Origin of the sequence: Lysinibacillus capsici (assembly GCF_003367505.1) — a bacterium.
GTDB lineage: Bacteria > Bacillota > Bacilli > Bacillales_A > Planococcaceae > Lysinibacillus > Lysinibacillus capsici.
In genome coordinates this window covers 336,646-350,573 of the sequence record NZ_PXXX01000018.1, presented here as the reverse complement: position 1 = coordinate 350,573, position 13,928 = coordinate 336,646, and the positions used below count along the sequence as shown (strand labels likewise).

Here is a 13,928-nt window from a genome sequence, read left to right as displayed (position 1 = left end):
GTTAACCAATTAAAAACCGAGTGGACTCAGTCCATTCGGTTTTTGGTGCATCATTTTAAAAAAAGTATCCAGAAGTAATAAACAAATAAATAACCAGGCGCTCATTCAAAAGTGAGTACCTGGTCATTTTTTTATTCATCATACGGTCTGTATTTAGCATGTAATTCTTTCGCTGCTTCTTTTCTCGCTTCCACATCTTCACGTAAAAACATTCGATCTCTTGGTAATTCTTTGATAGGAGTTAACTTACCTCGTTTTACAAGTGAATTTAATGATTGCCTAGAAATTTGCAATTCCTCCAATACTTCTGATGATGTTAGGATTTCCGATTGAACTAATTTGATAAATTCTTCTTTACTGTTGAAAGAGTAGTTTTTTGACATTGGATGAGACCACCTAGTTTTTTATTTTTTTCTCATTGTAAGAACTGTTGCGCCAATTATTATTAATGCTGCAACTGTAAGAATTAAAGTAATAGTCGTCATGAAAATCACCTCTTCTTTTCATTTTGATTGTATAACAACTGCAAATCATTTATATTTATTGTGAAGGCTAAGGGGGTCAGCCTTAACCTTCTTTTTTAAACTTTTGTTGGACGCTACTTCTTTGAAGTGGTGTCTTTTTCTTTTTCATCAAGTGCTTTTGCTTTTTGGTTGTTTAACTTCGCTGTTTGAAAGTTAACGATTGCAATAGCTAAGTTGACGAATGCTGTTATTGCTACTACTCTTTCAAGTTCCATTTTTATTACCTCCTTTCTATACTCTTATTATAGCATATCTACATACTTGAGTAAATAGATATTGTTGATTTATTTTCCTGTTATGATAAAAATTTTCATAAAAAAAGCCACTCATTTGAGTGACCTTAAATTATTTATTTACTACATTATTCATTACATCTATATATTTTTGAATATCAATTTCTTTATTATTCATTCTTATAATAATCGTTCCAACCTGTGCATCTCCAAATTTCTTAGCACTAACTTCTTGTGCTTTTTCAACACTTGGCCATTCATAAATACTAACATCTTCTGTAGTAATTAATTTAGTACATTCAAGTTTAACGCAATTATGACTATTATCTCGCGGTTCAGTTGTACTTAAACCAGCTTCTTGAAAAGCTTTTAGTATATCGTCAGCAGTGTAATCAGCATTTGATTGGGGCAGATCTGTAGCAGTTGTTTCATGCGCTTCTCCGACATTATAGTTGACTTCAAATACACCAATTTCATTTAGACCAGTAGTTGCTTTACCTTTTTCGTCAAGTGCTACTTTTGCTGTAGCAGCATATGTATTTGCAACACTGTTTTCTGTTTTAATATTTACCCAAATTGAACTAACATCCTTATACTTGTCTGATGCTAATTTTTTTGTTTCCTCTACTAATGCTTTTAAATCTTTTTTGTCAGTAGATGGTGTAGACAAGGTAACTCGCCACATTCCTTTACCAAAGTTGTCTTCTTCTATTTTGTATTCAGGAACATCACTAATTACCTTTTCTTCTTTCTGTTCTTTTTCTTTTGTTTCCGCAGTAACAGGCTTTTCTTCTTTAGGCTCAGATTTTTCCTCCCCACAAGCAGTTAATAATAATGCGGACAATGCACCAATATAAAATAATTGCTTCAATTATAAAACCTCCCTTTCATTACCATTTTAGGGAATCTGAAATGTTTTGTATATAAAAAATAGATGTCCAGGTTTTAGTTATCAGGTTTTTTAAATTGAATAATCTCAGAAATGTCTTCAATGTTTAGTGCATCTGCAATTTTTTCAAGAGCGTTTTTATTTATACGTATAGTCTTATCATTTACTAATTCACTTATAGTACGTGGGTTTAGTCCTGTTTCTTCAACTAATCTTTTTTGGTCCCATCCTTTTTGTTTTAGCAACTCTCCTATATTGGATTTTAAAATAACACTCATATTATTCACCGCCACAACAAAATTTTGTTGTGTTAAGTATACGACATACTTTACTTAAAAGAAATTATATGTTGACAATTTACTTAAACGAAATTNNAATTTCGTTTAAGTAAATTGATGGTGAGGTGAAATACGAATGGCATTTGAATACTTAGCACAATACGTAACATTCGATACAGTAGAAGACATGGATATATCTGTTGAAAATCATATAACAGCGTACTACTACGATTTAACAGAGTCAGAACGTTCTATTGTTTTAAAACTGGCATCTCACAGTTTAGAGCATCCAGGAGTATGTCATTTGAAAGCTGCCACAATTGCTACGTCATTGGAAATCAGCACTAAGACTGTTTATCGAAGTATTAAGAAATTAGCAGAGTTGGGCATCATCGAAAAAGTACCAAGCACTAAACTAAACGGTATAAAAGGGGCTAGTATTTATCGCATTTTGCCTTATGTCCCATCGAGAGTGTCCCAACGAGAGACAGTCGATGAAGCTAGTAGTGATAAGGTTTATCCTACGCAATCTGAAAACCAATCATCTAGTTCTTTTAATCTTTTAAGTTCTAAACAAGCAAATAATATTATGAGTCTTAGCAATGAATTGGCTTTGCAAGCTGAAAAGAAAAAGGAGTACATGAACGAGTACCAAGTGATGTTGTACGATTTCTTGCACTCATTGCCATTAGCAGATAACTTGAAAGATGAGTTGCACAAGGTTGTATTAGCTTCACAAGTAAATTCTATAGATGAATTTATAAGAGCTAAGAACGTGCTATTTAAAATTGCTATGGACATTAAAGAAGGTGATCTGACAGTTACAAGCACATTAAGAGCCGTATTTGTAGGAACGTATAGCAAGGCTGTAGAGCGTTCTAATATGAAGGTGACTAAATCATTTCATATAGAAGAAACAGCGAATAGAAAGCGTCCAGTGCCTTTCTATAACTGGCTAAATGAGCGTGATAGTCGAGCAGAAATATGTAGTAGACGAAACTTAGAAAACTGGCTTGAATGGTAGAGGGAATAAGAGGTTAAATTATAGGTTATTATTTGAAAAGATTATAATTATGTTTTTTCCATTCATTAAGAAAGAAAAAGCACCTATTTAAGGTGCTCTAAATTAATATTCATCTAAATGTTTCCTCCAACTAAAATCAGTAAGCTTGACATCATTATACTTTAAGGAAATCCATTCACCTGCATAGTAAATTCTTTGTTTTTCATCACGGGTATATTGAATTACTATTGGAGAAAATGGGTTTTGAATGTTATCTCTCATTACTTGATTGTAATCCTCAGGTCTATCAATCCAAACGTACTTCATATTTATTGGTTCATAATTAGTCCAGCTATGAGAGGTACGTGATCGTGGATCTATTTTAAGGTTAGGATACCTATACCAATCATCTCTATCCTGACCTATTATTTTTTTGTTAGGTAATTTTTCTATTATATCTTTAGCCATTGTTTCTATAAAATCATAAAGTTGCTTTCTTGCTTTAGCTACATCTTCTTTGGCTGTATCTTGATGGTCAATTAATCTTAGATGCTTTTCCATGGCAGCTTCGAAATTTAAATCCCATGGTGATAGCTCCATATTGTAGTTAATACTAAAATCGTATGGAAGATTCATACTATTGTTTTCTCCCACAGAGTAATTAAATTTTACTGTAATAATGTCTGTTTTTAATTCTGGATAATTTTCAGCTAAATAAGTACGTAATTGACCGACGGACTCTATTTTAGTAATTTTAGTATCAATTTCTTTCGTATCAATTACTTTAGTATCTAATTCATTTGTTTCATCGTTGTTTGTTTGTTTTTTAAAATTTTTCTTAACTTTATTTAGCTTTTTTGTTAAATCTACTGTATTTTCAACTTCTTTAGCTTGTACAGTTTCAGTATGTACAGGGGTTAATAACATTGATAAAAGAATACTACTAGTAACCAATGATAATGATAGTTTTTTCATTAATAAATCCTCCTTTTGTTCTAAATTGTACCATTTTATGAATTATATAAAAAGTAGTGAATTATTTTCTATTGTGCTATAAAAGAGAAAAGTTTCTTTCTAATGGGTAGTTTTTAATAATCCATACTAATAGTAGCAAAACTAACTGAAATAACACATTTTTTGAGCTGTTACACAAATATTACACAAGTTAAAGAAGATACCTTGATAACATAGGCTTCTAAAGCCATAAATTAATGTCCTCCTGGGACGTCAAGAAAAGCCTTACAGCCACAACGGTTGTAAGGCTTTTTATTATTTGTATCTTTTGAAAACCCTTGCTATGCGAGGGGTTCCAAAGAGCTTCTAGCTATGGACAAGAAAAAAAACCCAGCCGTACAATGAAATCAGGTCTGGTCAACCGACTTCGTACGAAAGGGGCTACAAATGGATAATAAAAGTTTAGCACACACGACATGGAATTGTAAGTATCACATCGTCTTTGCGCCAAAATATAGAAGGCAGATTATTTATGGACAAATCAAAGCAGATATAGGTAGAATTCTTCGCCAGTTATGTGAAAGAAAGGGAGTAGAAATCATTGAAGCTACAGCCTGTCCTGATCATATTCATAGTTGGTGAGTATTCCACCAAAAATAAGTGTTTCATCGTTTGTAGGTTATTTGAAAGGGAAGAGTAGTTTAATGATATTCGATCGGCATGTGAACCTGAAATACAAATATGGAAATAGGAAGTTTTGGTGTCGCGGATATTATGTAGATACAGTAGGTCGAAACAGAAAAATTATACAGGAATATATAAAAAATCAATTGCAAGAGGATATTCTTGAGGATCAAATGACCATGAAAGAATTCATTGATCCATTTACAGGAGAAGAAATACAAGCAAAAAAGCGAAAATAATAAAACCACTTTAGTGGAAGCGTGAAAACGGAGTGCGGTTGGCGGACCTTTCAGTGTGTCTTTAGACATGGGCCAGTACCCCAGCGTTTCACGCGTAGAGCAAATCATCAGTTAGACTGGTGGTTCTGATTTTTTATACATTGATGTATAAGTTCTCGATAGTGCCTAAGAGGTGCCAAAATCAGTCTTTTTGATCGAAAAGTTTATCAAAATGAGAACTAGCTCGTTGAAATGTTTCTTGTAAAGTGGTATTAAATGTGAAACAAGACTGTCCAGAGACAGTCCTGCTAAGAATGTTTTTAAAATAAACTAGAAAAGAAATTTTTCGTAGTATTAACAATTGAATTAAAAGTAGAGGAAATGAAATTAATAGCAGCACTTATTGCATTTTTTACAGTTTCCACAACAGTAACAAAAACATTTAAAACTTTATCCATAATATCTTGTATAAAGGCACCGACTTTATCAGCAATAGTAAGGATGAGTGTTTGAGCTGCAGGATGCTCTTCACCAAAATCTATCAACGAATCATAGTATTTATTGATCATGTCTTCGGATTTTTTTAAAGCTTCCTCTTTTTTCTTCCGCATATTTTCAAAAAAAGCTGTTTGATTTTTATCATTTTCTAACTGCTTAACATTTTCTTTTAAGTCTAATTCTTCTTGTACATAAAAACTATTAACGTTCTCCTGATATTCTTGTGTTAGTTTTTGTAATTCATCAGGTGCGTCTGATAATGAAGGAGCTTGAAGTCCAATGAACGCTGCTAAAGAAAATTCATTGGTTTGCTCTCCCGTATAAGCATCTCTCATTTGATTCATAATACTACTAAAATTTTTTACTGCTACTGTCATAATTATTCCTCCTAGTAATTTAATTGTTGAAACAACTATAGATTATCAATAAAAGGTTAAAATTAGGTTAAAAAACATAAATTTACTTTTTTGTTTTAATATATAATATACTGGCTATGAGATAAGTTAATTAAAATAATATGTATTTAATAATAGTAGAAACACCACTCCATGATGGGTGGTCTCAATCTTTATATAGGGTTACATGATGTGGAGAAAATTAAAAAAGACCATCTCTAATAGAGTGGTCAAAAATACTAACTTGTCTTACATTATAATGAAGTTGACTTACCTTTTTTCTCATCCATAATAAGGTCTTCTTCACGTTGTGGGCGTGGGGCTTCAGTATATTCTTTGCGCCCATTAGGTTTTTTTGGGTCTACTTCACTAGCAAATGCTTGTTTTGTTGGCTCGTCTGTTGCAAATTCTGTATTTTTTTTGTCTCGTTTCATGTCGACACCTCCTCAAGATATTATTTATCTTATCCAATAAAATATCCCTTGTTTATTTCTATTTCATCCTTAAAATTTCAGATCACCTCAAGACTATGTAAGGTAAATTTGGTAGGGAATTTCTGATGTTTGGTTTTTGCATAAAATAATTGATTTTTTAGAAAAAATGAATTTTTATGTTAAAATAAACCAAAGAAAACATTTTAGAAAAGTATCGGCGCTTTGATTGGAGGTTGAACAGGTGGATGAGAAGAAGAAGGGGAAATTACAAATCCTCGTAATAATTTTAATGATATTACTTTTGGTTGCAACGTTTGGTGTATTTTTCATAGGTAAATATATGTTGGCATTTATTTTATTTGGAATTTTTATGCTAATACTAAATTTTATTAGTAGCTGGAAAAACCTAGATAATGCAGATTACGTTTATAGAAAAATTCATAAGAGTAACCAGAAGTGGTAATTACTATACATTTAGCTTAGGAATGTTGTTATACTTATGTTACTTGTAGTGCTTATTTGGATAGCTGAAAGAGCAAAGAAGGATTCCTCACTTTATATGAAGAAATAGTGAGTTATAATGTTTTTCACAACTACGGAGGTGCTTTTTTGCAAACATTTTTTAAATATAATTGGCTAGTTAGGGAAGACTGGTTTCGTTGGTGTGAAGAGTTGACTGAAGAAGAACTTTTGCAAAACAGAACTGGTGGGATGGGCAGTATTTTGCACACACTTTTCCATATCATTGATGTTGAATGGAGTTGGATTCGTCTATTACAAGGTAAAACTGATTTTCAGGAGAGCTTTGATGAATATAATAGCTTGGAAAAAGTTCGTAAATTGGAAGCAGCATTTCATTTAGAAGTCGAAAGCTTTGTAAATCAATGGGATGACAGTATGGAAGAGCGTATACTTCATATTCCATTAGACGATGGTAGTATGGAGACGCATACATGGGGTGAAGTCATTCGTCATACCATTGCACATGAAATTCACCATATAGGACAATTATCAATTTGGGCAAGGGAAATGGGGAGAGCGCCTGTTTCTGCAAATCTAATCAGAAGAGGTCTTTCTTCATCATTGAAAGATTCAGTAGGTGCTCAAATAAATAAAGAAACGTTTAAATAGAATGAGAGACACTGTAGAAATATATATATGCTAGAAAAATGTTGCAATAATATCCAATTGTTTATTAGCAAAAAGTGAATAGCGTACCAGAGTATCTTCCAATTCATTTGAATGGAAGATTTTTTGATGCCCAAATAAGAGAAATTGCGAGGTAAATTTCATATAGATATTTAAAGAACCAACCATCTCTATTATGGCGTAAAATACCCAGTAAACATTAGTTAAAAACTAATGTTTACTGGGTATTTTTTGGACAATATTTAGGTTAATTAGAAATATTTATATGAAGAATAGCTAACAACTTGACAGAAGTTTAAATGGGGAGTACTATACATTGGTCGCGAAAAAAGCTATTGTAACGTAACATTTTAAAAGTGCAATACAGTACTTATCAGTTAAGTTCATATATATCTAGATTTTAATTTAATCAGTAAAAGGTAGGTGCAAAAATGAAAAATCTAGCAAATAAAAAAGATAACCTATTACAAAACTTTTTAGGAATTTATATAGTAGCAGTATTAATGTTATGGATTAAAACATACATCTCTCAACTATCACAATTTGACTTAGGTGTAGAAGGAATCATTCAACAATTCCTTTTACTAATAAATCCGCTGGGCTCAGCAATGCTATTTCTAGGATTTTCATTTTTATTTAAAGGAAAAAGAAAATACACATCACTCGTTGTTGTCTACACTTTGATGTCTATTGTTTTATATGCCAATATTGTCTATTACCGATTCTTTAGTGATTTCATTACATTACCTACACTTTCTCAAACGCAGAACTTTGGAGATTTAGGCGGCAGTGTTCTTTCTTTATTAAAGCCTTATGATATCTTGTTCTTTGTGGATGTAATGGTTATGTTTTATCTACGATTCTCTAAAAAAATCCAAAAAGATACCAAACGTTTTGGCTATAAAAAAGGAATGGCAATCATTGCCTTTGCATTAGCGGTATCAATCCTTAATTTAGGACTAGCTGAAACTAATCGTCCTCAACTATTAACACGAGGTTTTGATAGAAACTATATTGTGAAATATCTAGGGATGTATAACTATACGATTTATGACTCAGTTGAAACGATGAAAGCCTCTTCTCAGAGAGCTTTGGCAGATAGTAGTGATATTACTGAAGTAATTAACTATACAAAGTCAAACTATGCCAAACCAAATGCCCAATATTTCGGTGCAGCAAAGGGAATGAACGTTATCTATTTACATTTAGAATCATTCCAAAACTTTTTAATCGACTATAAATTAAACGGTGAAGAAGTAACACCATTTTTAAATTCATTAGCAAAAGATAAGAATACATTGTATTTTGATAATTTCTTCCATCAAACAGGTCAAGGGAAAACATCTGATGCAGAATTTATGCTTGAAAATTCTTTATTTGGATTACCACAAGGATCTGCTTATATTACAAAAGCACAAAATACGTATCAGGCAGCTCCTAGTATTTTAAAAGATTATGGTTATACATCAGCTGTATTCCATGGTAATAACGGAAGCTTCTGGAATAGAAATGTAATTTATAAATCATTTGGCTTCGATAAATTCTTCGATGCTAGTTACTATAACACAGGTACTTCAGAGGACATGGCTGAATATGGTTTGTTAGATAAACCATTCTTTGAACAATCTCAAAATCTTTTAAGCTCCTTACCACAACCTTTTTATACAAAATTAATTACGGTAGGGAATCACTATCCATATAAAATGAATCAAGATTTAGTGACAATTGATAAAGCCAATACGGGAGATGCAAGCGTTGATAATTATTTCCAAACAGCTCGTTATGCAGACGAAGCAATTCAACAGGTCTTCCAGCAATTAAAGGAATCAGGATTATATGATCATTCAATGATTGTTCTTTATGGTGACCATTACGGTATTTCCGATAATCATAATAAAGCGATGGAACAAGTCATTGGAAAAGAGATTACACCATATGAAAGTGCTAATTTACAACGTGTACCATTATTTATACATGTTCCAGGCATACAAGGTGGGACCAACCATAGCTATGGTGGCCAAACAGACCTACTGCCAACGTTATTGCATTTACTAGGAATTGATTCACAACAATTTGTTCAATTTGGTTCAGACTTATTATCAGAAGAGCATGATGAAATTGTACCATTTAGAAATGGCGATTTTGTCAGTCCTACTATTTATTCAATTAATGAAAAATATTATGATAATAAAACAGGCTTACCATTAGACGACAGTCAATTAGAGGAAGCAAAGACGATTAAAAATGAAGTAGATCATAAATTGGCGTTATCTGATAGAGTAGTGAATGGTGACCTATTGAGATTCTATACGCCAACAGGTTATACGCCAGTTGATCCTTCTCAATATAATTACTCTCCTGATGAAAATGTAGAGTCTAAATAATTTAAGGCAGTTCAAGGAATTGTGTACGATATCAAAGTCTATAGGATATCATACCATTACCTTGAATTGCTTTTTTATTGGTCATTTTTGAACAAGTATGGCAATACCAAGGTTTTATATTCTCCTTTAGGTTCAAATAGAAAGTTGGACTAACGGAAAAAGCGATTCAAATCCTTTAATAGTAAGGGTTTGAATCGCTTTTATTAGTAAGGAGAGGAAAGAACAAACATGATGGCACTCATCATCCTTACTTATTTCTTTTTAAAGAATAACTTAGATGAAAAAAGGAAAGAAATAGGTGTAAATTTGAGGAGTTGATCGGAATGGAGTTTTATAAAGACATAGTCATTTACTGTTATAGTTGTCGTAAAAAGACTGTGTTTACATGTAAAGATACACATGAAAAAAAGGGTGTCGATAGTCACTGCAGTGAATGTACAGGTATTTGGTTTGAATGGCAAAACCGAGCTGTCGAGAGAGAAATGGAGAAGTGGATTGCATATAATAAAGACTTAGTAAATATAAACCACTGATCTAGTTAAGCTGAATACACCTAAAAAGTGTAATTATCAAGTAAGTACGATGAGGCGTTGAAGTGCCATTTTCTTTTAAGAGAGTGGTTCTTTTCTTTTGCTTAGACAAAAGCTCTAGCTAGAATAAACAAAATTACTATTTCTTTATCTCATTTGATAAAGAGAGGTGAATAATAGAATTATTGAATCTAAACTATGATTTGTCCGTATACATATTATTATGATAATTAGGGGGGCATCATGGACGTTTATAAAAAGATAGCAATTATCGGTGGAACAGGTAAAGCGGGGCGTTACATTGCTTCTAAAGCATTAGAGAAAGGGTATCACGTACGGATGCTTGTTAGAAACCCAGAAAAGTTAGTTTTCAGAGACAGTAGGATTGAGGTAATAGAAGGGAATGTACAAAATATCGAGGATCTTCAAAAGCTATTAAAAGATTGTCAAATCGTTATCAATACTTTTGGTCAACCAATGAAAGAAAAACAAATTTATAGTAAATTAACGGAAAATATATTGGGAGTCATGTCTGATTTACATATGGATCGTTATATTGGGGTAACGGGTGGATCGCTAACCATTGCTGGAGATACAAAGAGTATTATAAATAGAATGGGTGCAAAGATATTTGAAATTATTTATTCAAAAATGATGATGGATAAGAAAAAAGAATGGCATCTCCTTAGCCATAATCAAGTTATCAAATGGACACTAATTCGGCTTCCATTTATCGTAGAGGGAAATGAAGTAGGGTTCATAAAGGAAAATCTTAGAAATATGCCAGGTACAAAAATAACAAATCGGGATATAGCTACATTCATCATTAACCAAATAGAAAATCAAAAGTATGTACAAAAAGCACCGTTTATCTCCAATTAATCTAATTTAAAGGAGAATGCCACTTGGAGAGGGAAGGGTCAGCGCCTCAACTAAATGACTTTATCCCTTTTGAATGCCCAACAAAATTTTCCTTTGCCTCAATCGTATTGGTACAAAAAATCAAATGACATCCTTTTGAGCAGTTTTTTAATTAAAACCTTCTCCAATAAACTTTCCAACACCTCTCAACAACCAATAAATGATTCTAAATGGGAGGAAAAGTAATTCTGGTATCCAAATTAGTACATCAAGAAATAAGTCAATTAATGAATATTGATCTTTACGTCTCTTATCTCTTCTCTTTTTGTTTTTCCTTCCTTGCAACCATTCTCTCACATTACTCGACCCCTTTTACAATGGCTTTTTCTTAAGTAAGTATACGATTCATGGTTTTAGGTGGTTTCATTTTTAAAAAACTTTATGATGTAAAAGCGGATATGGGGCGTAAATGGAAGTAAAAATGTTGGCTTATTATATTTCTTTAGCGATGTGTATTACCGCAAATGTGGGAAATGGAGAATTTAAAATTAAATAAGGTGAAAAACAAGCAGGTTTAAAAAAGGGTCACTAGGCTGGAAGTGACCCTCTTTGCTGTGGATGTATCGACATTAATGTGAGCTGCTATTAATGAAGATCATCCCTTTTTCATGTTTATCAATAAATATTAATATTCTTTTTGCACGAATGTTGCTCCGACAATAATCAGAAGAATGAATAGCACAACGATTAAAACAAATGTTGAACTATTGTTTTTGCCGCCATAGTCCATGCCACAACAACCCATACTATAACCGCCGCTATAGTCATTACCATAGCCTCCATAACAACAATTGAAATTACCCATGTTTCCAAAGTATCCCATCAAGATCTCTCCTTTCTTCAGTTTATTGTATGAATGCCGTTGAAAGAGAAAAGGGTATTCGTCTAATGAATCGTATTTAGGTAATTTTAAAGAGAATCTTGGGTGAAGGATGAGTATCACTAAACCCTTGATAGGATGAAACTCAAAGGTGCTTGTTACAGCCTGATGATTAGTTGTCAATCCAGTCCAGAAGATAAAAAATAATTTTTTGATGCATGATGATGGAGCGGTTTTGAAACAGTAAGTCTATGTTTTTCCGTTTCTATTTTTAGCTACAATGTGTTGCGGAAAGGAATCATTTGTTTTTTTATTTAAATAATGTGAGAGTTTTCTTTCATTTGCTCGTTATTACTTGTAGAGAAGAAAGGAAAGGAGGTTTTCTAACTTCGTGTATTCATTAATTAATCAGCTACAAAAAAAGGATGAACAAGCTTTAAGAGAAGTGATTAACAAATATGGAGGTTATGTTAAAGCCATTGTAGTGAAAGTGTTACAGCCCAATCAAACAGCTATTGAAGAATGTATCAACGATGTATTTCTAACCATTTGGCAAAAGAGTATTCAGTTTACTGGCGATGAGATTGATTTTAACAAATGGATTGGCGTTATTGCAAAATATAAAGCGATTGATACATATAGAAGCCTTCAAAATAAGCCTAAAACAGTCGAGTTACTTTCATCAATTTCAAATAGCAAGGATCTACCAGAAAGAATCGTCGAACAAAAGGTACAAAAAGAGCAACTATTTATCAGTATTTTAAATTTAAGTAAAAACGATCAGGAAATTTTTCTCTTGAAATACTACTTAGGATATTCCAACGGAGAAATCGCTGAGATATTTGGTCTATCTAAATCAGCTGTAGAAAATCGTTTATATCGAGGCAAGTTAAAGTTAACAGAAGAGCTGGGAGGTATCTAAATGAACGAAAAGGACTTCATCGAAATAGATATTGAAGAGATTGAACCAATTGAATTATCTGATTGGGAAAAGATTAATATTGAAAAAAGTGTTTTACGGTCATCTTCAACCAAGAAGTATGTATTTAAAAAATGGAAGTGGGTTAGTATTGTCGCCATGCTCACATTTATTTTTACTAGTAGTAGCATTTGGCTACCTGTAGTGGCTAATCGAGTACCAATTGTACAGCAACTATTAAATAACAATGATAATCCCCAATTACAAGTATTTAGTGATAATGCATCAATCATCAATCAAATAGACGAAAGTAACGGAACCTCCATTGAATTAGCTGAGGCTTTTTTCGATGGAACGATTGTATCGGTTAGTTATGAAATGAAACACGAACAATCGATAGATGAACCCCCTCTATTTTGGAAGGGCGATTTAGAAGTCAACGGAAACAAGTTAGACGTACTTAGTCATCAAATCGTTAAAAAGAATGAGGCTACTTGGATTGGTATGTTTACAGCGAGAATTTCAGACAAAGTAATGGATGAAAAGGTAAATGTTCAATGGCGTCCTCAAGATTTTATAGGTATGGAAAATACGACTCTTGTAGAAGGAGCTTGGGATTTTCAGTTAGAACTTACACCAACCCGAGCCTATTCAAGAAAAGTAAATATACCATTTGGTAATGATCAATACCAGTTATTTTATAATCAAATAACAGAGGGAAAATATATAACCACTCTTTATTTTGAGGGAAATCTTGATTGGGAGACAGAATTTTTAATGGTAGACATAAAAGATAATCTTGGAAATGTATATGAAAATGTAGGAACAACAACTATTAAAAGCGGTTCTGGGCGAGTAAATGGTTATTTTGAGGTTTTTATACCTGATTCTACTATTCGAACGCTAATCATTACGCCAACTATAAGAATTGTTGATGAAAAAACATTAGAGCGGAAAGAGCTTGTTCCGCTCCCAAGTATTAATATTTCTCTAAAATGATATGGTCTGTTCCTACAACTTCTTTCCAAAGTGCTGAAGGAATCAATTCTTACCTTCAAAGATGGATGTAGTTGCAATGAATGATACAGGTCAGTA

Annotated in this window: 16 protein-coding genes and 1 pseudogene; 8 read left to right on the top strand and 9 right to left on the bottom strand. The window is 32.5% G+C overall.

Annotated features, from left to right (window positions below; all coding sequences use genetic code 11):
• Positions 1-131: 131 nt before the first annotated feature.
• From C7B89_RS17310 to C7B89_RS17300, 4 genes are all read right to left on the bottom strand, one after another.
• Positions 132-383, bottom strand: a complete 252-nt coding sequence (locus tag C7B89_RS17310) for a helix-turn-helix transcriptional regulator (RefSeq protein ID WP_112118147.1) — start codon at positions 381-383, stop codon at positions 132-134.
• Between the two features lie 215 nt (positions 384-598).
• Positions 599-739 carry a hypothetical protein gene (locus C7B89_RS22940; RefSeq protein ID WP_158539194.1) on the bottom strand — a complete coding sequence of 47 codons (141 nt, stop codon included), beginning with the start codon at positions 737-739 and terminating at the stop codon, positions 599-601.
• A 130-nt stretch (positions 740-869) separates the two neighbouring features.
• Positions 870-1,628 carry a hypothetical protein gene (locus C7B89_RS17305; protein ID WP_115674174.1) on the bottom strand — a complete coding sequence of 253 codons (759 nt, stop codon included), beginning with the start codon at positions 1,626-1,628 and terminating at the stop codon, positions 870-872.
• Positions 1,629-1,702: 74 nt separating this feature from the next.
• On the bottom strand, positions 1,703-1,924 hold the full coding sequence (locus C7B89_RS17300) for a helix-turn-helix domain-containing protein (protein WP_115674173.1): 222 nt from the start codon (positions 1,922-1,924) through the stop codon (positions 1,703-1,705).
• Positions 1,925-2,060: 136 nt separating this feature from the next.
• Between C7B89_RS17300 and C7B89_RS17295 the strand changes: the two genes are divergently transcribed.
• Positions 2,061-2,948 carry a helix-turn-helix domain-containing protein gene (locus C7B89_RS17295; RefSeq protein WP_115674172.1) on the top strand — a complete coding sequence of 296 codons (888 nt, stop codon included), beginning with the start codon at positions 2,061-2,063 and terminating at the stop codon, positions 2,946-2,948.
• A gap of 102 nt (positions 2,949-3,050) precedes the next feature.
• Here the strand turns inward: C7B89_RS17295 and C7B89_RS17290 are convergent, their stop codons facing one another.
• The gene (locus C7B89_RS17290; RefSeq protein ID WP_115674171.1) at positions 3,051-3,902 is read right to left on the bottom strand and encodes a hypothetical protein; all 852 of its coding nucleotides are present in this window, start codon (positions 3,900-3,902) and stop codon (positions 3,051-3,053) included.
• Positions 3,903-4,328: 426 nt separating this feature from the next.
• Here C7B89_RS17290 and tnpA point away from each other — a divergent pair.
• Positions 4,329-4,804, top strand: a pseudogene (gene tnpA / locus C7B89_RS17285) (IS200/IS605 family transposase).
• A gap of 299 nt (positions 4,805-5,103) precedes the next feature.
• On the opposite strand, the gene C7B89_RS17280 reads toward tnpA, so the two are convergent.
• On the bottom strand, positions 5,104-5,658 hold the full coding sequence (locus C7B89_RS17280; protein WP_048393709.1) for a hypothetical protein: 555 nt from the start codon (positions 5,656-5,658) through the stop codon (positions 5,104-5,106).
• A gap of 272 nt (positions 5,659-5,930) precedes the next feature.
• The gene (locus C7B89_RS17275; RefSeq protein WP_115674170.1) at positions 5,931-6,110 is read right to left on the bottom strand and encodes a hypothetical protein; all 180 of its coding nucleotides are present in this window, start codon (positions 6,108-6,110) and stop codon (positions 5,931-5,933) included.
• A gap of 241 nt (positions 6,111-6,351) precedes the next feature.
• Here C7B89_RS17275 and C7B89_RS17270 point away from each other — a divergent pair, with 241 nt between their 5' ends.
• The 4 genes from C7B89_RS17270 to C7B89_RS17250 all read left to right on the top strand — a co-directional run bounded on the left by C7B89_RS17270 (position 6,352) and on the right by C7B89_RS17250 (position 11,055).
• A complete protein-coding gene (locus C7B89_RS17270) occupies positions 6,352-6,573 on the top strand; it encodes a hypothetical protein (RefSeq protein WP_115674168.1) in 222 nt (73 codons plus the stop codon).
• 146 nt (positions 6,574-6,719) lie between these two features.
• Positions 6,720-7,241: a DinB family protein gene (locus tag C7B89_RS17265; protein ID WP_115674167.1), complete on the top strand. Its 522-nt coding sequence runs from the start codon at positions 6,720-6,722 to the stop codon at positions 7,239-7,241.
• Between the two features lie 449 nt (positions 7,242-7,690).
• Positions 7,691-9,643, top strand: coding sequence for a lipoteichoic acid synthase (gene ltaS / locus C7B89_RS17260; RefSeq protein ID WP_115674166.1), 1,953 nt, complete (start codon positions 7,691-7,693; stop codon positions 9,641-9,643).
• 773 nt (positions 9,644-10,416) lie between these two features.
• On the top strand, positions 10,417-11,055 hold the full coding sequence (locus tag C7B89_RS17250; protein WP_115674164.1) for an NAD(P)H-binding protein: 639 nt from the start codon (positions 10,417-10,419) through the stop codon (positions 11,053-11,055).
• A 147-nt stretch (positions 11,056-11,202) separates the two neighbouring features.
• Here C7B89_RS17250 and C7B89_RS17245 read toward each other — a convergent pair whose 3' ends face one another.
• Together C7B89_RS17245 and C7B89_RS23545 are read right to left on the bottom strand one after the other, a co-directional pair.
• Positions 11,203-11,391, bottom strand: a complete 189-nt coding sequence (locus C7B89_RS17245; RefSeq protein WP_115674163.1) for a hypothetical protein — start codon at positions 11,389-11,391, stop codon at positions 11,203-11,205.
• Between the two features lie 328 nt (positions 11,392-11,719).
• Positions 11,720-11,917: a YjcZ family sporulation protein gene (locus C7B89_RS23545; RefSeq protein ID WP_048395072.1), complete on the bottom strand. Its 198-nt coding sequence runs from the start codon at positions 11,915-11,917 to the stop codon at positions 11,720-11,722.
• 388 nt (positions 11,918-12,305) lie between these two features.
• Between C7B89_RS23545 and C7B89_RS17235 the strand changes: the two genes are divergently transcribed.
• Both C7B89_RS17235 and C7B89_RS17230 read left to right on the top strand, forming a co-directional pair.
• Positions 12,306-12,836 (top strand): sigma-70 family RNA polymerase sigma factor, encoded by a 531-nt coding sequence (locus C7B89_RS17235; protein ID WP_115674162.1) that lies wholly within the window; start codon positions 12,306-12,308, stop codon positions 12,834-12,836.
• The gene (locus C7B89_RS17230) at positions 12,837-13,832 is read left to right on the top strand and encodes a DUF4179 domain-containing protein (protein ID WP_115674161.1); all 996 of its coding nucleotides are present in this window, start codon (positions 12,837-12,839) and stop codon (positions 13,830-13,832) included.
• Positions 13,833-13,928: the final 96 nt, after the last annotated feature.

What these genes read in the sequence shown, in the direction of transcription:
- C7B89_RS17310 (WP_112118147.1), bottom strand. Translation starts at nt 383, where the DNA reads ATGTCAAAAAACTACTCTTTCAACAGTAAAGAAGAATTTATCAAATTA.
- C7B89_RS17230 (WP_115674161.1), top strand. Translation starts at nt 12,837, where the DNA reads ATGAACGAAAAGGACTTCATCGAAATAGATATTGAAGAGATTGAACCA.
- C7B89_RS22940 (WP_158539194.1), bottom strand. Translation starts at nt 739, where the DNA reads ATGGAACTTGAAAGAGTAGTAGCAATAACAGCATTCGTCAACTTAGCT.
- C7B89_RS17290 (WP_115674171.1), bottom strand. Translation starts at nt 3,902, where the DNA reads ATGAAAAAACTATCATTATCATTGGTTACTAGTAGTATTCTTTTATCA.
- C7B89_RS17295 (WP_115674172.1), top strand. Translation starts at nt 2,061, where the DNA reads ATGGCATTTGAATACTTAGCACAATACGTAACATTCGATACAGTAGAA.
- C7B89_RS23545 (WP_048395072.1), bottom strand. Translation starts at nt 11,917, where the DNA reads ATGGGATACTTTGGAAACATGGGTAATTTCAATTGTTGTTATGGAGGC.
- C7B89_RS17280 (WP_048393709.1), bottom strand. Translation starts at nt 5,658, where the DNA reads ATGACAGTAGCAGTAAAAAATTTTAGTAGTATTATGAATCAAATGAGA.
- C7B89_RS17250 (WP_115674164.1), top strand. Translation starts at nt 10,417, where the DNA reads ATGGACGTTTATAAAAAGATAGCAATTATCGGTGGAACAGGTAAAGCG.
- ltaS (WP_115674166.1), top strand. Translation starts at nt 7,691, where the DNA reads ATGAAAAATCTAGCAAATAAAAAAGATAACCTATTACAAAACTTTTTA.
- C7B89_RS17275 (WP_115674170.1), bottom strand. Translation starts at nt 6,110, where the DNA reads ATGAAACGAGACAAAAAAAATACAGAATTTGCAACAGACGAGCCAACA.
- C7B89_RS17300 (WP_115674173.1), bottom strand. Translation starts at nt 1,924, where the DNA reads ATGAGTGTTATTTTAAAATCCAATATAGGAGAGTTGCTAAAACAAAAA.